This is a genomic window from Pseudomonas fluorescens (genome assembly GCF_002837185.1).
GTDB classification, from domain to species: Bacteria; Pseudomonadota; Gammaproteobacteria; order Pseudomonadales; family Pseudomonadaceae; genus Aquipseudomonas; species Aquipseudomonas fluorescens_AM.
On record NZ_KZ477985.1, the window covers coordinates 319,190 to 341,366 of the forward strand.

Below are 22,177 nucleotides of genomic sequence, written 5' to 3' on the forward strand. Positions count from 1 at the left end.
GCTTCTAACGTGCAGCTTGCCGCTTGAAACTAGCCGCTGCTCCTTACCAGCAAATACCTTCAGTACGGCCGCTGACGCTGGTGGCCTTGGACATGAAGCCCACCAGGTCGACCACTTGCTTGCCGTGCGGCGCGTTGTGCGCCAGGGCACGGAATTTCTCGTCGCGGTTACCCAGGATGATGACGTCGGAGTTGTTGATCACTTCGTCGAAGTCCGAGTTGAGCAGGGACGACACGTGCGGGATCTTGCCTTCGATGTAGTCCTTGTTCGCACCGTGCACGCGGGCGTACTCGACGTTGCTGTCGTAGATGCTCAGGTCGTAGCCCTTGCCGATCAGCATTTCCGCCAGTTCCACCAGCGGGCTTTCGCGCAGGTCATCGGTACCGGCCTTGAAGCTCAGGCCCAGCAGGGCGACTTTGCGTTTGTCGTGGCTGGAGACGATGTCGAAGGCGTTCTGCACCTGGGACTCGTTGCTGCGCATCAGCGAGTTGAGCAGCGGCGCTTCCACGTCCAGGGAGCCTGCGCGGTAGGTCAGGGCGCGCACGTCTTTGGGCAGGCACGAGCCGCCGAAGGCGAAACCCGGGCGCATGTAGTACTGGGACAGGTTGAGCGTCTTGTCCTGGCAGACCACTTCCATCACTTCACGACCATCGACGCCGACGGCCTTGGCGATGTTGCCGATCTCGTTGGCGAAGGTGACTTTGGTGGCGTGCCATACGTTGCAGGTGTACTTGATCATCTCGGCAACGGCGATGTCCTTGCGGATAATCGGCGCGTCGAGTTCTTCGTAGAGCGACTGCAGGACATCGCCGGAGGCGGTGTCGAACTCGCCGATAACGGTCATCGGTGGCAGGTCGTAGTCGGCGATGGCGGTGGATTCGCGCAGGAATTCCGGGTTGACCGCAACGCCGAAGTCGACGCCGGCTTTCTTGCCGGAGCAGTCTTCGAGGATCGGGATCACCACGTTGGCGACGGTGCCCGGCAGTACGGTGCTGCGCACCACGATGGTGTGGCGGGTGGTCTTGTCACGCAGGACAAAACCGATCTCGCGGCATACCGATTCGATGTAGTTGAGTTCCAGGTCGCCGTTCTTCTTGCTCGGCGTGCCCACGCAAATCATCGACAGGTCGGTATCGCGGATGGCTTCGGCGAAGTTGGTGGTGCCACGCAGTCGGCCGGTCTGGATACCCTGGCTCAACAGCTCGCCCAGACCCGGTTCAACGATCGGCGATTTACCCGCATTGATCAGGTCGATCTTTTCCTTGGAGATGTCTACGCCGACCACTTCATGGCCACGGGCAGACAGGCAACCGGCACATACTGCGCCAACGTAACCCAAACCGAATATGCTGATGCGCATCGCAATTACCTCTGTATTTAAATCATGCCATTAGATGGCCGGAGTTCATGTTTGCAAGCGTCACTGATGCCGCGAAAGTTAGGCGAATAGACGCCGACTTACCGCGTACAGGCATGTTGAATAACGAGTGACTAACTATTGCACTCAAGTTGTGCGCAATCAGGCCTTATTATTGGGGCTTGCCCTGAAATGCAGTCGGGCTTCCTTGGAGGAAGGCTCCGACGCCGGTGCTGCAAGGTCTTGATGCAGGCAAAATGCCTTTTTTATCAATGCCTTGGGTCATTGCACGGGCTCATTTAGGTCAGCGCTGCCTTGGCCTGTAGGGGATAGCAATGCGTATTTATCGCCACCCTTAACTCGATCAGTTGATGTTGTGACCATAGAGTCAAAGTGTTTTATGACAACTCGACTACTTCCATTGGTCGTTATGTAAGTCATCTCTTACAGAAGCAGAGAATTTCGTTACCGGTGGTATGAGCGGTGCTTCAGGACGAAGTTCCTGGCCGCTCATCCTGTTTCCGGAAATTTCTTGAAATATTAGCGAAGATGGCACTGGTATTATATTGATAGCACTTGCTATTTAGACCCGTAGTTATGGGGAGTTGGTACGCGGGGATAGTTTTGTGCCACTACTGAATAAAAAAACTGGTGCCACTACGAAAAAAAACGATGAATGTCGAGTGAATAAATCGTTAGGGTTGTGTCTGGGTTTTTTTATGGCGCCAAATAAATGACGATTCTATGATTTGAAATACAAAACTAATGTGGGAGGGGGATTGCCCCCGATAGCGGTGGATCAGTCAATACTTCACTGACTGACACTCCGTCATCGGGGGCAAGCCCCCTCCCACATTTGGAACTCATTGCCTGGATGAGTCGGGCAAGGCCTTATTCCGGTGCGTGATCGCGCAAAAACACCAGGTTGTCCGGCGTGGACTGCTCCGCATTGAAGCGATAGCCCTGCACATCGAACTGCTTGAGCTTCGCCGGATCGTTGATGCGTTCTTCAATCACAAAGCGGCTCATCATGCCCCGGGCTTTTTTCGCATAGAAGCTGATGATCTTGTACTGGCCGTTCTTCAGGTCCTTGAACTCGGTGTTGATGATCCGCGCCTTCAGGGCCGTGCGCTTGACTGCCGAGAAGTACTCGTTGGAAGCCAGATTGAGCAGCACATCGTCGCCTTGTGCAGCCAATGCTTCGTTCAACCACTCGCTGATGCGCGTGCCCCAGAACGCGTAAAGGTCCTTGCCACGGGTGTTGGCCAGCTTGGTGCCCATCTCCAGGCGGTACGGCATCATCAAATCCAGCGGGCGCAACAGGCCGTAGAGTCCCGAGAGCATGCGCAAGTGGTCCTGGGCGTAGCTGAAATCGGCATCGTTGAAAGTCTCGGCATTCAAGCCGGTATACACGTCGCCCTTGAACGCCAGCAACGCCTGCTTGGCGTTGGCCGGGGTGAAGGCCGGCGTCCAACTGCCGAAGCGGGCGGCATTGAGGCCGCCGATCTTGTCGGATACGTGCATCAGCTCGCTGATCTGCGCCGGGCTCAGTTCGCGCAGTTGCTCGATCAGTTCCTGGGAATGGTCCAGGTATTGCGGCTGGGTGAAGCGCGCAGTCACCGGCTTTGACTCGAAGTCGAGGGTTTTGGCGGGGGAAATCACCATCAGCATTTGAGTTGGCTCCTGTAATCGTGGGCGAGATTCTAGGGGTTGGGGCGTTTTGACTCCACCTATGATGGCGATAGATGCGATCCGCTATGATGGGCGGTAACTCTGGAGAGGGAGACCCCGTGTGCGATTAGCGCTTTTATTGTCGGCTTGCCTGCTGTGCCTGAATGTCCAGGCCGCGCCGGTTGACGTCGCCAGCCTCGACCGCGCCACCTGGCCGGAAAAACTCGCCAGCCCGGCGCTGTTCGACGTGGCCTCGCGGGCGGAAATCCTGATGTTTGCCCATGGTTTGATCACCAGCGAAGCCCTGGACGAAACCGCGCTCAAGCAGCGCCTGGGATTGAAGATCATCAACCTGGCCGCCATCGACGACCTGCGCCGTCAACTCTGGCAACGGCTGTTGGAGAACTACACGTTCGCCCAGCAAAGCTGCGCAGAAGACGCTTCGTTCTGTTATCTGGTGGAAAACATGGACGACCTGCGCGAGCAGGCCGGCAAGTTCGACGTCAGTGACGACTCGTTCTATATAGGCTGGGCCGCCCCCAGCCGGCACTTCCATGAACGCTATCTCGATGAACTGCTGCGCAAGGCCGCGCTGCTGCCGCAGATCAGCAGCGAAGTGGCGCGCTTTGGCGACCACGAACGCAATGGCGACGAACTCAACGATCGCATGTTCCTGCTGACGTTCGACGGCGGCCCGGCAACGGTCGGCGGCAATACCGACTGGCTCGCCGATTACCTGCGCAAGCAAAAGATCGACGCTACGTTCTTTGCCCTCGGCAGCAGCTTGCAAACCCGCGTGGAGCGCAGTTCCGCAGCGGATGTGCAGGCGCTGTACCAGGGGCAGTGCGTGGGTATCCAGGGGTGGCAGTATCGCTCTCACAGCCATTGGGTCGACTGGCAGGATTCCATCACCCGCAGTGCATCACTGGTGCAAAACCTGCTGCCGGAAAACTATGTGCCGCTGTTCCGGCCGCCTTACGGGCAACGGCGCGCGGACAGCCAGGGATTCTTCCAGGCCCAGGGCCTGCAAGTGGCGTTATGGGACATCGATTCCCAGGACGAGCCGGGCAAGCTCAAGGCCGAGGAGTCGGCGCAACGGGTGCTGACGCTGATGCTGCTGTGGCGCAAAGGGGTGATTGTGTTTCACGACACCCAGGACAAGGCGCGGGTGGCACTGCCAATGGTGTTGCAGTCGACGGCGCAGAGTGGCTTGGGTTGGCAGGACTGTCGTGAAGCATTTCGATGAAATGCCCGGCCCTGTTGGTTGAGGGGGATTTTTGGGGTGATTTGCCGCGACATTTCGATGCAGGCGGACTTCCGACTTTAACGGGGTGCATGGCACTCGGCTAGTGCTATTCGTCATCCTGAAAAATAAACTTCAAAAAAGCGTCAAAGTGCTTTTTCCTGTCATGGGTTTTGCGGTATTACGAAGTCAGACCGCCGAAACCTGCAGCACAGGTGGCGTCTTCCAAGACTCCTCATGTGGGCACTGCACTTGACGTCACACAAGGTGCAGTCGGTGGTCGAATCGAGGCGCAGCACCGCCCAGGTATTGCGTCGACTGGCTCCCACAAAGGTGACCGAGTATGGATGATCATGGACGCACCCCTTCTTCCGACCAGCCAATCCTTTATGTGCTTGATACCAACGTATTGATTCACGATCCAAACGCACTGCTTAACTTTGAAGAGCACCACGTCGCCATCCCCATGATCGTGCTGGAGGAGCTGGACAAACTCAAAAGCGGCCACCACAGCGTCGCTGCCGAATGCCGCCAGGCCATCCGCCTGATCGACAAGACCCTGGGCGAAGCTTCGCCCGAGGACGTTGAAGTCGGTGTGCCGATCCAGCGTGGCAAGAGCGGGCCCAAGGGCTTGCTGTCGATCCTGATGAACAAACGCAGCGAGCCCAGCAGCCTGCTGCCGGAAAACCTCAACGACAACAAAATCATCAACCAATTGATCGACCTGCACGCGCGCGACAAGGACCTGCGCCTGGTGCTGGTGACCAAAGACATCAATATGCGCCTCAAGGCACGAGCGTGTGGGATCGCTGCCGAGGACTACAGTACCGACCAATTGGTCGACGACGTGTCGATGTTGTCGCGTGGTTATCACATGATGACCGGCTCGTTCTGGGACCGTGTCAGCAAGGTCGAAACCCGCCAGGACCACGGCCGCACCTGGCATCAGGTGCAACTGACCGACAACCTGCCGGCGGTGCATATCAATGAATTCATTGTCGACGAGCAGGGCTTTGTAGGCTGGATCAAAGAGATTCAGGTCGACAAGCTGCTGATCCTCGACCTGCATCAGGAGCCTCTGTTGCACCAGGAAGCCTGGGGCCTGAAACCGCGTGACATCTACCAGAGCCTGGCATTGTATGCGCTGCTCGATCCGGACATTCACCTGGTCAACCTGACCGGCGCCGCAGGCTCGGGGAAAACCATCCTCGCCCTGGCCGCCGCCATCGAACAGACCATGGTGACCAAGCGCTATCGCCGCATCATCGCCACCCGCAGTGTGCAGGGCCTGGACCAGGAAATCGGTTTTCTGCCGGGTACCGAGGCGGAAAAAATGGAGCCGTGGCTGGGGGCAATCACCGACAACCTCGAAGCCTTGCACATGGATGACGAAAACACCCATGGCAGCGTCGACTACATCCTCAGCAAAGTGCCGTTGCAGTTCAAATCCCTCAACTACATCCGAGGCCGCAGCTTCCAGCAGAGCCTGATCCTGATCGACGAATGCCAGAACCTCACCCCGCACCAGATGAAAACCATCATCACCCGTGCCGGCGCCGGTTCCAAAGTGGTGTGCCTGGGCAACCTGGCACAGATCGACACCCCTTACCTGTCCGCGACCAGCTCCGGGCTGACCTACCTGACGGAGCGCTTCAAGGACTTCCCCAACGGTGTACATATTGCGCTGCAAGGGGTGCCTCGTTCGATCCTGGCTGAATACGCCGAGTCGCACCTCTAACTACTGGTAATCCAACAAGTGGCTAAATGCCACGAAACCCCCCGGATTTTTCACGAAATCCGGGGTTTTTGTTGTGTGCGACATTTGCCTGCGATAACGCGCCCTGGGTGCTTGTGGTATTTGTAATTATTTTGTTACATTTTTCCGCGGTCAACATCATAAGAACACTGCGTGACCCCGTCGGAACACCACCTCCTTGATTCGACGAATATTCAGAACACCTGCCTTAAGGTTTTCTCCGTGACCCTGCCTATTACAAAAGCCCGAAACATCGCTCATTGACGACGCACATATCCAAAGGGAAAGGAAAATGGACGTAGCAGGTAATGGCTTCACTTTGTCACAACGCACCCGCGCCACTCGTTTCAAGCAGATCCCCCTGACACCTATCGCACTCGGCCTGGCCCTATGGCTGGGGCAGGGCTCCATGGCCTGGGCCGATGACAACCCTTACACGTCACACGTATTGGAATCGGCGTTCAGGAAAGCCGTGGCGTCATTCGGGCCCAACACCGACGTTTACAAGAACCTGCGGTTTGCCTACGCGGATATCGTCGACCTGGCGGCCAAGGATTTCGCCGCCCAGTCCGGCAAGTTCGATTCGGCCCTCAAGCAAAACTACGAGCTGCAACCGGAGAACCTCACCATCGGCGCCATGCTCGGCGATACCACACGGCCGTTGGACTACGCCTCGCGCCTGGATTACTACCGCAGCCGGCTGTTCAGCAACAACGGTCGCTACACCACCAATATTCTTGATTTCTCCAAGGCCATCATCGCCAACCTGCCGGCTGCCAAGCCTTACACCTACGTAGAACCGGGCGTGAGCAGCAATCTCAATGGGCAACTGAACGCCGGCCAGTCGTGGGCGGGCGCGACCCGTGACTGGAGCGCCAACGCGCAAACCTGGAAGACCCCGGAAGCCCAGGTCAACTCCGGCCTGGACCGCACCAACGCGTACTACGCCTATGCTCTGGGCATCACCGGCAAAGGCGTGAATGTCGGTGTACTGGACTCGGGCATTCTCACCAGACACTTCGAGTTCCAGGGCAAGAATGCCCAGGGCCAGGACCGTGTGCAGGCGGTGACCTCCACCGGCGAGTATTACGCCACCCATCCACGCTACCGTCTTGAAGTGCCCAGCGGCGAGTTCAAGCAGGGTGAACATTTCAGTATCTCCGGTGAATATGACCCGGCGTTCAACGATGGCCACGGTACGGAAATGTCCGGTGTGCTCGGGGCAAGCCGCAACGGCACCGGTATGCACGGAATCGCCTTCGATACGAATATTTTTGTCGCCAACACAGGCGGCAGCGACAACGATCGGTACCAGGGCTCCAACGACCTCGACTACAACGCGTTCATGGCCAGCTATAACGCCCTGGCGGCGAAGAACGTGTCGATCGTCAACCAGAGCTGGGGGCAAAGTTCACGCGATGATGTGGAGAACCACTTCGGCAATGTCGGCGACAGCGCAGCGCAAAACCTGCGCGACATGACCGCGGCCTATCGCCCGTTCTGGGACAAGGCCCACGCCGGGCGCAAAACCTGGATGGACGCCATGGCCGACGCCGCACGGCAAAACACTTTTATCCAGATCATCTCGGCGGGCAACGACAGCCACGGTGCCAACCCGGACACCAACGCCAACCTGCCGTTTTTCAAGCCGGACATCGAAGGCAAATTCCTCGCGATCACCGGCTACGACGAGACCAGCGCCCAGGTCTACAACCGCTGTGGTACCTCGAAGTGGTGGTGCGTGATGGGCGTGTCGGGTATCCCGTCCACCGGGCCTGAGGGTGAAATCATCCCGAACGCCAACGGCACCTCCGCCGCTGCGCCGAGCGTCTCCGGCGCCTTGGCGCTGGTAATCCAGCGCTTTCCCTACATGACCGCCAGCCAGGCGCGGGACGTGTTGCTGACCACCTCCAGCTTGCAGGCGCCGGATGGCCCGGACACACCCGTCGGCGAGCTGACGGGTGGCCGCACCTACGACAACCTGCAACCGGTGCACGATGCCGCGCCGGGTACGCCGCAAGTGCCCGGCGTGGTCAGTGGCTGGGGCTTGCCCAACCTGCAAAAAGCCATGCAAGGGCCGGGGCAGTTCCTCGGTGCGGTGGCGGTGGCCTTGCCTAGCGGCACCCGTGATATCTGGGCCAACCCGATTTCCGATGAGGCCATTCGCGCTCGCCGCGTGGAAGATACTGCCGAGCAGGCGACCTGGACTGCCACCAAGCAGCAAAAGGGCTGGCTCAATGGCCTGCCCGCCAATGCCTCGGCCGACGACCAGTTTGAATACGAGATCGGCCATGCCCGGGAGCAGGCGACGCTTACCCGTGGCCAGGACTTGCTCACAGGCGCCACCTACGTCGGCAGCCTGGTCAAGTCGGGGGACGGCGAACTGGTGCTGGAAGGCCAGAACAGCTATTCAGGCAGCACCTGGGTGCGCGGTGGCAAGTTGTCGGTGGACGGCGTGTTGACCTCTGCCGTGATGGTGGATGGCAGCGCCGCGGGCACGCGCAATGCGGACAACGGCGTGGTCACCACGTTGGGCGGTACCCTGGCCGGCAACGGCACGGTAGGCGCCTTGACCGTCAACAATGGCGGACGTGTAGCGCCGGGGCATTCGATTGGCACGCTGCACACCGGCGATGTCACCTTCAACCCGGGCTCGGTGTATGCCGTTGAAGTCGGCGCCAATGGGCGCAGCGACCAGATTCAGAGCAGCGGCGTGGCGACCCTTAATGGCGGTGTGGTGAACGTGTCCCTGGAGAACAGCCCCAACCTGCTGTCCGCCAGCGAGGCGCGCAGCTTGCTGGGCCAGCAGTTCAGCATCCTCAGCGCCAGCCAGGGCATCAATGGCCAGTTTGCGGCGTTCGCGCCCAACTACCTGTTTATCGGCACGCAACTCAACTACCAACCGAACCAACTGACGCTGGCGATCGCGCGTAACCAGACCACGTTCGCCAGCGTCGCGCAAACCCGTAACGAGCGGGCGGTGGCGACGGCGGCCGAGACACTGGGCGCCGGCAGCCCGGTCTACGAAAGCCTGTTGGCTTCGGATTCCGCCGCCCAGGCACGGGACGCGTTCAAACAACTGTCGGGGCAATTGCACTCGGATGTGGCGGCGGCGCAAATGGCCGACAGCCGCTACCTGCGTGAAGCGGTCAACGGTCGCCTGCAACAGGCCCAGGCGCTGGATTCCAGCGCGCAGATCCAGGCCGGCGACAACGGCGGCTGGGTGCAACTGCTGGGTGGGCGCAACAACGTCAGCGGTGACAACAACGCCAGTGGTTATTCCTCGTCCACCAGCGGCGTGCTGCTGGGCCTGGATACCGAGGTGAGTGATGGCTGGCGGGTGGGGGCGGCGACCGGTTATACCCAGAGCCACCTCAACGGCCGGTCGGCTTCGGCGGACAGCGACAACTATCACCTGTCGATCTATGGCGGCAAACGTTTCGAAGCCATTGCCCTGTGCCTGGGGGGCGCTACCACCTGGCACCGCCTGGACACTTCGCGACGGGTGGCTTACGCCAATCAGTCGGACTATGCCAAGGCCGACTACAGCGCGCGCACCGACCAAGTGTTCGCCGAGATCGGTTACACCCAGTGGAATCTGTTCGAACCTTTCGCCAACCTCACGTACCTGAACTATCAAAGCGACTCGCTCAAGGAGAAAGGCGGCGCTGCGGCCTTGCACGCCAGCAAGCAAAGCCAGGACGCGACGCTTTCTACGTTGGGCCTGCGTGCACATACGCAATTGCCGATCAGCTCCACCTCGGCGGTGACCTTGCGCGGTGAATTGGGTTGGGAGCATCAGTTCGGTGATACCGATCGCGAAGCCTCGCTGAAGTTTGCCGGCAGCGACACGGCCTTCGCCGTCAACAGCGTGCCGGTGGCGAGGGACGGGGCGGTGATCAAGGCCAGTGCGCAAATGGCCTTGACCAAAGACACCCTGGTGTCGTTGAACTACAGCGGCTTGCTGTCCAACCGCGGTAACAACAACGGCATCAACGCCGGGTTTACCTTCCGTTTCTAACCCTGGAAGTTGTGGGTAAAGGGGTGCATTGCACCCCTTTATTTATGGGATAAACAGCCCTGCGCAAATTTGACCCACGGGTTTACAATTGCCGCTCCTGATCAGGAGTATCCCTGTGCTGACTCATCTCGATTCCCAAGGTCGCGCCCATATGGTCGACGTCACCGACAAAGCCGTGACGTTCCGTGAGGCGGTGGCCGAAGCGCGGGTGCGCATGTTGCCCGACACCTTGACAATGATTGTCGACGGCGCCCACCCCAAGGGCGACGTGTTTGCCGTGGCCCGCATCGCCGGGATCCAGGCGGCGAAAAAAACCAGTGATCTGATCCCCCTGTGTCACCCGCTGATGCTCACCGGCGTCAAGGTCGAGCTGCGTGCCGACGGTGTGGATGCCGTGCATATCCTGGCGCGCTGCAAACTCTCCGGCCAGACCGGCGTGGAAATGGAGGCCCTGACCGCCGCCAGCGTCGCGGCACTGACGATCTACGACATGTGCAAGGCGGTGGACCGTGGCATGACCATCGAAAACATTCGCCTGCTGGAGAAGCTGGGCGGTAAAAGCGGGCATTTCAAGGCGGATCAGCAATGAGCATCAACGTACTGTTTTTTGCGCGTTACGCCGAAGCGGTGGGCTTTGATTCGTTGGAGATGGAAGGTGAGTTTGCCACCGTTGATGCCGTGCGCCTGGCCCTGGCCGCTGACCCGGAGTTCGCAGTACTCAACGAGGCGAGTCTGATGTGCGCGCGCAACGAAGAGCTGTGCAATCTCGACGAGCCGGTCCAAGCCGGTGACGAAGTCGCGTTTTTCCCGCCCGTGACCGGAGGCTGAGCATGGCCATTCGTGTGCAGGTCGAAGCCTTTGATCCCGGTGCTGAAGTCAACGCGATGCACGCGGCCAATGTCGGCGTGGGCGCGGTGGTGAGTTTTGTTGGCTATGTGCGCGACTTCAATGACGGCCGCGAGGTGTCGGGGATGTTCCTGGAACACTACCCCGGCATGACCGAAAAGGCCCTGGCCAAGATCGCCGTGGAAGCCGAGCAGCGCTGGCCGTTGCTCAAGCTTGAAGTGCTGCATCGCATTGGCGCGCTGGAGCCGGGGGAGCCGATAGTGTTTGTTGGAGTGGCCAGTGCGCATCGCCAGGCGGCGTTTGATGCCTGTGCGTTTGTGATGGATTACCTGAAAACGCGGGCGCCGTTCTGGAAGAAAGAAAACACGCCTGAAGGGCCGCGATGGGTGGAAGGGCGGTGCAGCGATCACAACGCTGCCGACCGCTGGAAAAAGTAAGTCCAAACCGCGCTTCAGTTGCGGATGTTATTTCGAATATGTCTATAAAACTGTCAATTGTGACAGTGGCTCCATGTGTCCTGACTCTGTTCTTATTACATCGGAAAGTACGACGGTAGACGCATGTATGCGCGCCGACGACTCGCTGATACTAATCGCGACAGGAATTTTACAGGCGGACGGAATATGGATAGGCATGAGTCGCGCATCAGATTGAGCAACTTCAGTATCAGCGGTGTCGATGGCTCAAATGCCACGAATGGGCTCTATGCCAACGGCCGCCATCAATGTCTTGTGGTCGTTGATATTCTCAAAGAGGTGCTCGATAGCAACGGCATATGGGCCAGCGCGGTACTGACTGAAGAAGAACGCGCCAGCATTACTGTTGTCGAGTGGAGTGCGCAAGAGAGCTCCACGCTTCCCCCGGGATGGAGTTGTGATGAGCAGAAAAATATTTACAGTTTTGGGCTTTGGGAAAAACAGGCTACTGGAAACAGAATTCCAACCCCTGATGTTGCACACTCCAATGATTCCGCTCTCACCGAACGCGTTCGCCGTTATTTGCGTTGCGATCCGGATGCGGCTGTAGGCCCCAGGATATTTATGGCGAAAGCTATTGTAGATGGGTGTTTGTATACTACCAATTACTCTTATGATGGTGTGTCATTTAAATCGTGCGTTTTTGTCGAGCCTGTACGACCTTTTGATCTGGGGGTGCGTGATTTAGTTGCATATATAGATGATAAGGCATTCACTTATTCGGGTTCTCCTGGCTTTGCTGATGTGGATGTTTTCTATTGGGTGCCTCCCTCCGGGGTGCGCTTTCTTGTCAATAAAGGGCTTGATAAACCGGCGAATCTAACCGGTGGGGGTAAAGATTTTCACGGTGTGAAATCTTATGTAGTCGCGGAAACGATCTGGTGGGCGATGATGGGTGTACCTACTAATAAAAATACCGTGGATGCCCCGCTTGATGTGCGTGAGATTTATCCGCTTGTCGTGCTGCCTGTAAAGAATCATCCGGTGGCATTTGATAAGTATCCAACTATTATGCGTGCAGTGAAATTAGATGCCTTGGAAGAATTACCCACTGGAGAATCACAAGGGTATTGGCGTCTGCTGGATAATTTTGGAAATGAGCATAAGTTCATATTGGAAAAACAACCAAATAAAGCGGGGTTTTTACTAAAGGACGCGCTGGGCGAGCGTGAATTCAGGCTGAGACATTTCGAGATAAAGCTGCCCGGTGGTCAGCCCTCTACGAATGCGCTTTACGCGAATGGTCGCCACCAGTGCAAGGTCTTGGTTGAGGTTGCTGTTGATCGGCAGACAAGCGCGGGCGGATGGGAAAGTGTCATGTTGACGCCTGAGGAACGTGACAGTTTGAGCGTGACGCTCTATTCGAGCGACATGAACCCACCGCTGCCTAATGGCTGGCATTGTGATAACGGAAAGAATCAATATGATGGCGGGATTTTGGGGCAACTCATCAATGAAGGGGATACACGTGACGAAAACGAGCACGAAAAAAACGCAGGAATAGAAGTCGTTGAGCGATACATGCGTTGTGGCACCGGCGGGAGCGGTGACCCCGTCAGGCTGATGGCGAGAATTGTCGTAGGGGGCGTGGTTTACACAACTAACTCCGTTGTTAACGGTAGGCCTTATGATTCGTCGGTCTCTATTACACCCACAAAACCCTATGTGCTGCGAGTCGCTGATCTTAATTCCTATATTGATCGGGACGCTTTTAGCGACGTCTATGGGAAGGTATATGTGTACTATTGGTACCCTAAGGGTAATCTCCGTTTTGTCGAGACTTTAGGGCTTGACAATCCGTTAAGTGTCCCGGGTGAGGGGGATGGATTTCAAACAAGTCATTCCAAAAGTTGGGATTCTTCCAGCAAACGTGGGTACAAGTTTGGCGTGAATAAAAACCATAATCTTATCGCTAAACTATTTATATCGAGTATTTATAGATGGCACGCCTATGGCGATAATAATATAGTCGAATTCTCTCGGATAGCTACGCCCATGCGTGCTGTCTGGCTGGAAACTAAAGCCGATCTCGTCGTCAGCGAGAACTCGAAGAGCCGGTGGCGCTTGTGGGATAACTTTGGGTGTGAGCATGTTTTTTGGCTGGACACCGAGGGGCTGTATTATCCTAAGTTAATGGACGGCTAAGGCGTGTGTGAAGATTGTTAATCGTCGCTGACCGGCGTCAGTATCAGCGTACGAGTCGGTATCTTTACTGAAGTTTCGCCAGTCAGGGGGCGCTTATGAACCTCTATTCCAATGCCTTTAATTTTGATTCTTACCTCAGCGGTTCCGTAGATCGGCGCACAGGCCAGTATGGCGTTCGCCTGCGTTTGGCTACCTTGTTTTCGCAAGGGCCATTGGCGGACGGCAGGGATATCGCGTTGTCGTTCTCCATGTTTACGCAGGATGAAAAAAGCGGCGCTGGAATTGGTTGGCGTTTGAGTAATACTGAATTTGATGCGAGCAACTTCAAGCTTAAATTATTGAGTGGAGAGGAATACCAGACTGACGGTTTGCCGCCCGTCGGCGGCACGATGGTGATAAAAGATCGTAAGTTGAAAGATGTGGTGGTCAAACACCCGGATGTCAGTACATTGCACGTGATTTATCAGGATGGCACTGTCGAGATCCTGCAGAATAGTGGTTCGACCCGGTTGTATCGGATTGACGCCATACTGTTTGAAAATGGTGAACGTTTGACGTTCCACTACAATACGGCAGATTTCCTGGAGCGCATCCTCAGTCATGAACAAGAGGAACTGCTTGCGCTGAGTTACTCTGACGGACGGTTGTCGGCGGCAGACACGCGGGTGGAGGACGGGCGTTATGCCCGTATTCTTTTCACCTATACAAACAAACGACTGACATCGGTCACGGCTCCTTATGACCGTCGTGAGCCGCCAAGCGTCGCGTCCTATATGTTTGTTTACAGAGCGGCGTTTCGCAATGGCTTGGTACCGTTGCTGCAGGTGTGCACCCCGATGGGCGGTGAAGAACTGATTACCTATACTGAACAGGGTCATCAGTATGCAAATAATCTCTATATTCCGCGCGTTGTCAGTTGGGAACGTACCCCTGGAAGTCATCAGCCCGCCCTGTTGCAGACCTATATCTATAGCCCAAGCCGGAATTTTACGGGGTACCCGTTTTCTGGTGGCTTTCGCGAAGGTGAAGATAATCTGTATAAAATTTCTGGGGATTACGAATACTGGACTGAAGAGCTATCGATCGACCCCGTGAGCCACACCCAGTTGAGTGCTATCCAGACCACCTACAACAAGTTTCACTTGCTGACCGAAGAGCGAGTCGTGCGTGAGGGCACGCGGACCACGACAAGCATTATTTATAATACAAAGCCTGGCGACTTTTCCGACCAGCCCGCCAATTTGAATCTTCCAAAAACGATCATCAAGTCCTATGAGTTGGTTGCCGGTGGAGACCCTCGCAAAGAGACCCAGCATATCGAAACCGACGACTACGGCAACGAGCTAAGTCGCACCGAACCTTCCGGCGTACGCACCGAATACAGCTACTACCCGATTAAAGGCGAGCCCGGAAAGTGCCCCGCCGACCCACATGAATTGTTCCAGCGCTACCTGAAACAAGAGCGCCTCATCCCGGCCGGGGGCACGCCGACAGCTCGACTTACCGAGTACACCCACACAGCTGTGCCGTCCACTGACGGCCGTTATTTTGTGCTTCAGCAATCGATTAGCCAGGCCGGCATCGTCAGCTTGCAGCAAACGTATTACGAAGCACCTGTCGAGCTGGCCGGCCGTTTGAGGAGTACCACCAGCATCATTGACGGGCTGTCGTTGGCCAGCCATTTCAGTTACACCATCAACGGCGATACGTTAAGCGAAACCCGACGTTTACAGGCACGGGAGGGGCAATGGCTGGAGTCGGTACGCACCCTCTCACTGGTCAACCGTCGCCTGTTGTCGATGACGCGAGACGCAGGCATCACCTTGGCGCTGTCATACGACGTCAGTGGCAGATTGATTGCGGAAACGGCGTCGCCCGGCGAGCCGCAACAAGCGGTACGGCGCTACGCCTACCATTTCGCGACGCAAGGTCAGCGTGCTCACCTGATCACTACCGATGCGCAGGGTAACCGGGTAATCACTTATTACGATGGCCTGGGACGCCAGGTTGCCGAAGCCCAGATGATGAGCGATGACCAGGAGCGTCCCACCCGAAACTGGCGTTATGACGCGCAGGGGCGGACGGTGGAGGTGGTGAGTATCGACTATCTGCCCGACGGGCCGCGGTTTTTGAAGACTACCCACACCTACAATCGTTGGGGCAATGCCAGTCGTGTGGTCCGTGCCGATGGCAGCGTGGAGGTCGATGAGTACGATCCGTATCTGAATCTGAAAATAGAGGGCGTTGAAGGCGGGGAGCGGCTGAAAACCTGTTTTAACGAACACAATCAGCCGATAGAGACGGAGCGCCTCGACGCTGATGACAATCGCGTTGAAGTGGAGTCGCGCACCTACGATGGCCTGGGTCGCTGCCTGTCTGTACTGGATATCGATAAAAACCTCACCCAATTTACCTATGACCCGCACAACCGGCTGCTCACTACCCTGCAGACTCCGGCAGACGGCACGCCGCAGCGGTTGCGTACGAACGAGTATGCGCCTGGCACAAGCAGCGAGGAGGTCAGCGCACTCCTTGTCGATGGCAAGCGGTTAGGGGCTCGTACGTTCGACAGCTTGGGCCGGATGACCAGCCAGGCACGTGGCACAGGGCAGGCTGTCACTTGGGAGTATGAAGCGGACTGGATGGAACCGGTCGCCATGGTTTCTGCGCAGGGCGCGCGTCAAGAGCTGACTTACGATAAACACCTGGACGTGCTCTGCCGTAGTGAAGTGGCAGCGCTTGCCGTGCGCAATTACCAATATGACTTGACCTCCGGCGCGTTGACCCGCTCCGAGACCGGTGGCCTGATTCATGAGGTGTTTCACGACGCGTACGGCTATCCGGAGAAGGAAGTCCAAACGGCCAATGGTTCGGTCGCCACCTCAGTGTACGGCCATTCCCCTGGCGGACGCTTGCTGCATCAAACCAGCGCCGATGGCCAGCGCAGCCAGCTCTGTTACGACGCGCAGGGACGCTTTCAGCGGATGACCACCGGTAACCTGGTGATCGAGCAGGACTACGATGCGTTTGGCCGGCCCCGTACACTGACCACCACCCATGAAAATATGCAGGTGATCACTCGAGTTTCCTATGATTCTCAGGGTCGAGAAGCCGAGCGCCGTTTCGAGCAAAACGGCGCATCGTTGCAAGTAATGACCAGCACGTATCACCCCAACAGCATGCTGGCCACGCGATTTCTTCGTGATGCCAATGCACAGCTGGTGATCGGCGAGACGTTTACCTACGACGCCTACTTGCGGCTGACCGCCTATCGCTGCGAGGGCCTTGAACATCCTAAGGATCACCGGGGGCGCGGCATTGTCGGGCAGGATTTCAGCTTTGACAGCCTGAACAACATCACGCAAGTGGTGACGTCCTTTGCCGATGGCACGCAAGATACCTGCGAGCGTTTTTTCACCGGTACGGATCCGACCCAGCTTACCCGTGTCACCCACACCCATCCGGTGCAGGACTTCGCCCTGGCCTATGATGCGGCGGGTAACCTGTTGACAGGGCCTTCGGGGCAGGTCTACAGGTTCAATGCGTTGGAGCAACTGGTCGAGGTGCAGGCCGGTCCTTTTACCTACAGCTATCAATACGATGCGGATGCTCGGCAAGTGCTCGCGCGCCGCGCCGAAGAGCGGCCAGTGATGCTGGCATATTCCGGCGAGCGTCTGGAGACCCTGGTTGAAGGCGACAGAAAGGTCCGTTATCACGTCGCTGAAGATCAGGTCGTTGCGCGCAGTGGGGGCGTGGATGGGCCGCAACTGCATGTCACCGATGCCAGCGGCAGTGTGCGCGGCGTGTCGGCACCCGGGCAGGTGCATGTTCGGCGGCACTACACACCTTACGGCGATGCTCATATAAACCTGAATGACGGCAAGGCCCGAACCATGGCCGACCTGCAACTACTGGCGTTCAATGGTCAGCGGCTGGATGCGGCGGTTAACCTCTATTTCCTGGGCAATGGCCAGCGGGCCTACGATCCTGACCTGATGATTTTTCTGCAGGCCGATCCGTTGAGTCCCTTTGATGAGGGGGGAATCAACGGTTATGCCTACTGTGCGGGTAACCCGGTCAATATGATGGACCCCAGCGGGCTGTTCCCGAACTGGTTGCAATGGGCTCTGACGGGGGCAGCATTGGCCCTGGCGGTTGTGTCGCTAGGAAGTAGCCTGGTGGGCATTGCGGCGGTTGGTTGGGCTGCGGCCAGCGCACTGCAAGTAGCGACGGCGGCCACCGCCGCATTGGGTATCGTTGGTGGTGCATTTGGTACCGCCGGGTTGGCTGTGGCGGCGGTGGATCACGCGAACGGATGGGACCGCTCCAGCCTTGTTAAAAAACTGCAGTGGGCGTCTTTCGGCTTCTTGATAGCTTCCTGGGCGACGACCGGTGTCAGCGCTTTGAAGGCGGCGACCGATGCGTATAAAGCGGCAAAAATAGCATCGGCCGCTGGAAAACTTGCGATGCGTCCGATGAACTATGGTACTCCCGCCATGAGTGCGGCCCTTAGAAGTGGAACCAGGCTCGCCTTGGGCAGAACCTTTAAATTTGGTACCGCTAAAGCTCCAACCTCTTTCAGCAAGGCATTTGGTACTACTCGAAGTCTTCTCAGGCTGACTAATTTAGTGCGCTCATCAAAGGGACGTTATGACGCCGTGGACGCACTCTTGAATGAGCCTGATGACGGCGCGTCGCCAAGACGGCATCAGGAACAGCCGCAACCACAACCGGTGCTGGCGACACTCATCGACATGCCGGCCAGCGCCAGCAATTATTACCAGTCGTCCAGGGAGGAGGGTAGGCGAGTCCGTCAGTCAATCTTGAGTGAGGTGTACCGAGGGTAGGAGCGGGCGCTGCAAGAGGCTGATGCTCAGCCAACAACATCAGCAATGTGGGAGGGTGCTTGCTCCCGATTGCAGTGTGTCAGTCTATGAAGATATCGACTGATGCTCCGCTATCGGGAGCAAGCACCCTCCCACATGTTTGACCGCGTTTCAGCTTTTAAGGGCGTTTGCGTTCTACAGCGCGCAGCAGATGCGTGGGCGGCGTCTCGCAACTGATCTTGCGCCCCAGCAGCGTCTCGATCGACGGCAACTGATACGAGTCATCTTCCCCGGCAAAGCTGATCGACACGCCCGCAGCCCCGGCACGCCCGGTACGGCCAATGCGGTGTACGTAGTCGTCCGGCACTTCCGGCAGGGTGAAGTTGATCACGTGGCTGATGCCGTCGATGTGAATGCCGCGCCCGGCCACGTCGGTGGCCACCAGCACGCGGATCTTGCCTTCGCGGAAACCTTCCAGGGTCTTGATGCGCTTGTGCTGCGGCACATCGCCCGACAGTTGCGCGGCGTTGACGCCATCGCGCACCAGGCGTTCTTCGATGCGGCGCACTTCGTCCTTGCGGTTGGCGAAGACCATCACGCGTTCCCAACCGTTGTCGTTGATCAGGTTGTAGAGCAGCTTGTACTTGTCGGCACCGGCCACGGCATAGATGTGCTGCTCGACGTTTTCGCTGGCGACGTTCAGTGCCTCGATCTCGACGATGGACGGCTCGGTGGTCCATTGCTTGGCGAGGTTCATCACGTCTTCGGTGAAGGTCGCGGAGAACAGCAGCGTCTGGCGTTCGTTTTTCGGTGGGGTCTGGCGGATGATCTGGCGCACTTGCGGGATAAAGCCCATGTCGAGCATGCGGTCGGCTTCGTCCAGCACCATCACTTCGACCATGTCCAGGTGCACGTCGCCGCGCTGGTTGAAGTCCAGCAGGCGGCCCGGCGTGGCGACGAGGATGTCGCAGTGGCGGGCTTCGAGGTGCTTGAGCTGTTTGTCGAAGTCCATGCCGCCGACGAACGTCATCACGTTGAGGCCGGTGTACTTGGTCAGGTCGGCGGCGTCCTTGGCGATCTGCACCACCAGTTCGCGGGTGGGGGCGATGATCAGCGCGCGCGGTTCGCCCATGTAGCGTTCTTTGGGCGGCGGCGTTTGCAGCAGCTGGGTGATGATCGAGATCAGGAACGCGGCGGTCTTGCCGGTGCCGGTCTGGGCGCGGCCAATGGCGTCTTTGCCGGCCAGGGTGAAGCCCAGCACTTGCGCCTGGATCGGTGTGCAGTACGGGAAGCCCAGGTCCTGGATGGCGTGCATCAGTTCCGGGGCCAGGTTGAAGTCGTGGAAGCGGGTCTTGCCTTCCTGGGGCTCGACGACGAAGTCTTCAAGTTTCCACGGGATGACGACCGGCTTCGGGGCGTGCTCGCGGCGAGGCTTTGGCGCGGTTGGCGCGGCAGCGACTTCGACCGGTTTTGTCTGTTCAGGCGCGGTCACTTTCGGCTGGGCAGCAGGTGCCGTCCGGGCGGGCTGCTTACCGTCGTTGCGGCTGCCGGTTGGCGGGACGGGAGCACTGGGAACAGGCGCGAGCGGCTCAGCCTCGCTTTTGCCGAACATCTTCTTGAGTGCTTTGAGCACGGTCATCTCATTAATTGGTTAAGGAATGTACGCCGGCCAGTGTAATGCAAGAATCGGGCGCGGCGTAGTGCGTCTGTCATACAACTACATAAACGCGCAGGTCAGCGCAGGCGCTCGGCCAGCCAAGTGCCGATATCGCGTATCTCTTCGGGTAACACTTCGTGGCCCATTGGGTATTCCTGCCATGTCACGGTGACACTACGGGTCTGCAAATGCTCATAGGCGCTGCGGCCCATGGCGTTCTGTACCACTTCGTCGTACTGGCCGTGCAGGCACAGGGCAGGGATGCGTTGCTGGCTGGCGGATAATTCCAGGTCATCGTCGAAGGTCGGCGCGTAAGTGGAGAGGGCGATCACGCCACCCAGCGGGCCTTGCCACTTTTTAAACGCTGTGTGGAAAACCACTGCGCCACCCTGGGAAAAACCTGCCAGGAAAACACGCGAAGCGTCTATCCCGGTTCTCTTCTGCGCCTCGATCAAATCCGTGACCCTGTCGGTCGACGCTTCCAGTTCCTCCAGGCTGATCGAACGGGCCGGGCTCATGGCCTTGATGTCGTACCAGCTCGGCATCTCGTAGCCACCGTTGATCGTCACCGGGCGGCTGGGCGCCTGGGGCAAAACGAAGCGGGTGGTCAGCAACGTTTGCTGCAGCATTTCGGCCACCGGCAGGAAATCGTAGCGATCGGCGCCCAGGCCATGCAGCCAGATAACGCAGGCATCTGCAGGCTTGGCGGGCTCTAGAATCAAGGGTTCGGTCATGTTTGCTCCATAGATGTGCAGGCGCTCCGATTGGGTGCGTCGCAACGGTGCGCGACAGGTTGATCTGTTAAGAGAATGTCGCAAGGCTGAATCTTTTGCCATTGAACAGGGCACTCAACGACTCAGCCAGTACTCTGGTACGAGCCTTGCTATGTGTAGGTCGATGTCAGAACTCTCCTAGGGCGGTAACACTATCAGTGACTGCCGCTTGTAGGAAAGCACCTGGAATTACCGCAAAGATCTCATGCTGCTCGACCCCAAAAAAAGCCAACACGGGTCGATATCGCCTCATAAGGGTGCGCTGAGGTTGGAGCTCCGACACAACAAGAGCAACTGGAGGTTTGAATGAAGGTATTGAAATCCACCCTGGCCATCGTGACCACGGCCGCTGTATTGGGTGTCAGTGGTTTTGCCCAGGCTGGCGCCACCCTGGACGCCGTGCAGAAGAAAGGCTTTGTACAGTGTGGCGTGAGTGACGGCCTGCCGGGTTTCTCGGTGCCGGATGCCAGCGGCAAGATCCTCGGGATCGACGCTGACGTGTGCCGCGCCGTAGCCGCCGCCGTTTTCGGTGACGCGACCAAGGTCAAGTTCAGCCAGTTGAACGCCAAGGAGCGTTTCACCGCGCTGCAGTCCGGCGAAGTCGACATCCTGTCGCGCAACACCACCATGACCAGCTCCCGCGATGCGGGCATGGGCCTGAAATTCCCGGGCTTCATCACCTACTATGACGGCATCGGCTTTCTGGTAAACAACAAGCTGGGCGTGAAAAGTGCCAAGGAGCTGGACGGTGCAACCATCTGCATCCAGGCCGGTACCACCACCGAGCTGAACGTTTCCGACTACTTCCGTGGCAACAACCTCAAGTACACCCCGATCACCTTCGACACCTCCGATGAAAGCGCCAAGTCGCTGGAATCCGGGCGTTGCGACGTGCTGACCTCCGACAAGTCCCAACTGTTCGCCCAGCGCAGCAAGTTGGCCGCGCCGAAGGACTACGTGGTGTTGCCGGAAACCATTTCCAAGGAGCCCCTGGGCCCGGTCGTGCGTAACGGCGACGACGAGTGGCTGGCCATCGTACGCTGGGTGGGCTACGCCATGCTCAACGCTGAAGAAGCCGGTATCACCTCCAAAAACGTCGAAGCTGAAGCCAAGTCCACCAAGAACCCGGACGTCGCTCGTCTGCTCGGTGCTGACGGCGAATACGGCAAAGACCTGAAAGTGAAGAAAGACTGGGTCGTGCAGATCGTCAAGCAAGTCGGTAACTACGGCGAAGTGTTCGAGCGCAACCTGGGCAAGAGCACCCCGCTGGAAATCGACCGTGGCCTGAACGCGCTGTGGAACAACGGCGGCATTCAATACGCACCGCCTGTGCGCTGATCGCTGATGGTTCTGTCACCCGGTGGGCCAACCGCCGGGTGATGTTCTGTTCCATTCTTTTCGGGGCA

Annotated in this window: 13 protein-coding genes; 9 read left to right on the top strand and 4 right to left on the bottom strand. The window is 57.9% G+C overall.

All coding sequences use genetic code 11. The features are described from left to right. Positions 1–43: 43 nt before the first annotated feature. Together CIB54_RS01570 and yaaA are read right to left on the bottom strand one after the other, a co-directional pair. Positions 44–1,360 (bottom strand): nucleotide sugar dehydrogenase, encoded by a 1,317-nt coding sequence (locus CIB54_RS01570; RefSeq protein WP_101218290.1) that lies wholly within the window; start codon positions 1,358–1,360, stop codon positions 44–46. Positions 1,361–2,248: 888 nt separating this feature from the next. Beyond that, positions 2,249–3,028 carry a peroxide stress protein YaaA gene (gene yaaA, locus CIB54_RS01575; protein ID WP_101218292.1) on the bottom strand — a complete coding sequence of 260 codons (780 nt, stop codon included), beginning with the start codon at positions 3,026–3,028 and terminating at the stop codon, positions 2,249–2,251. A 121-nt stretch (positions 3,029–3,149) separates the two neighbouring features. Between yaaA and CIB54_RS01580 the strand changes: the two genes are divergently transcribed. The 8 genes from CIB54_RS01580 (at position 3,150) to CIB54_RS01615 (ending at position 18,362) form a co-directional block, all read left to right on the top strand. Then, positions 3,150–4,274 carry a polysaccharide deacetylase family protein gene (locus tag CIB54_RS01580; RefSeq protein ID WP_101218294.1) on the top strand — a complete coding sequence of 375 codons (1,125 nt, stop codon included), beginning with the start codon at positions 3,150–3,152 and terminating at the stop codon, positions 4,272–4,274. Between the two features lie 340 nt (positions 4,275–4,614). Then, positions 4,615–6,009 (top strand): PhoH family protein, encoded by a 1,395-nt coding sequence (locus CIB54_RS01585; RefSeq protein ID WP_065885865.1) that lies wholly within the window; start codon positions 4,615–4,617, stop codon positions 6,007–6,009. Positions 6,010–6,319: 310 nt separating this feature from the next. After that, positions 6,320–10,048 (top strand): autotransporter domain-containing protein, encoded by a 3,729-nt coding sequence (locus tag CIB54_RS01590; RefSeq protein WP_101218296.1) that lies wholly within the window; start codon positions 6,320–6,322, stop codon positions 10,046–10,048. Between the two features lie 115 nt (positions 10,049–10,163). After that, a complete protein-coding gene (gene moaC, locus CIB54_RS01595; RefSeq protein WP_065951695.1) occupies positions 10,164–10,637 on the top strand; it encodes a cyclic pyranopterin monophosphate synthase MoaC in 474 nt (157 codons plus the stop codon). Beyond that, positions 10,634–10,876: a molybdopterin converting factor subunit 1 gene (gene moaD, locus CIB54_RS01600; RefSeq protein WP_038448994.1), complete on the top strand. Its 243-nt coding sequence runs from the start codon at positions 10,634–10,636 to the stop codon at positions 10,874–10,876. Before moaC ends, moaD begins: the two co-directional genes overlap by 4 nt. 2 nt (positions 10,877–10,878) lie before the next feature. After that, positions 10,879–11,331 (top strand): molybdopterin synthase catalytic subunit MoaE, encoded by a 453-nt coding sequence (moaE, locus tag CIB54_RS01605; RefSeq protein ID WP_101218298.1) that lies wholly within the window; start codon positions 10,879–10,881, stop codon positions 11,329–11,331. A gap of 186 nt (positions 11,332–11,517) precedes the next feature. Continuing rightward, on the top strand, positions 11,518–13,515 hold the full coding sequence (locus CIB54_RS01610) for a hypothetical protein (RefSeq protein WP_157829684.1): 1,998 nt from the start codon (positions 11,518–11,520) through the stop codon (positions 13,513–13,515). Between the two features lie 95 nt (positions 13,516–13,610). Continuing rightward, on the top strand, positions 13,611–18,362 hold the full coding sequence (locus CIB54_RS01615; RefSeq protein ID WP_101218302.1) for an RHS repeat domain-containing protein: 4,752 nt from the start codon (positions 13,611–13,613) through the stop codon (positions 18,360–18,362). Between the two features lie 157 nt (positions 18,363–18,519). Here the strand turns inward: CIB54_RS01615 and rhlB are convergent, their stop codons facing one another. Next, positions 18,520–19,980 carry an ATP-dependent RNA helicase RhlB gene (gene rhlB, locus CIB54_RS01620; RefSeq protein WP_101218304.1) on the bottom strand — a complete coding sequence of 487 codons (1,461 nt, stop codon included), beginning with the start codon at positions 19,978–19,980 and terminating at the stop codon, positions 18,520–18,522. 95 nt (positions 19,981–20,075) lie between these two features. Further along, complete coding sequence (locus tag CIB54_RS01625; protein ID WP_065951700.1) at positions 20,076–20,732, bottom strand: alpha/beta hydrolase; 657 nt, start codon at positions 20,730–20,732, stop codon at positions 20,076–20,078. Between the two features lie 345 nt (positions 20,733–21,077). On the opposite strand from CIB54_RS01625, the gene CIB54_RS01630 reads away from it, so the two are divergent. After that, on the top strand, positions 21,078–22,109 hold the full coding sequence (locus CIB54_RS01630; RefSeq protein ID WP_101218306.1) for an amino acid ABC transporter substrate-binding protein: 1,032 nt from the start codon (positions 21,078–21,080) through the stop codon (positions 22,107–22,109). Positions 22,110–22,177 lie beyond the last annotated feature (68 nt).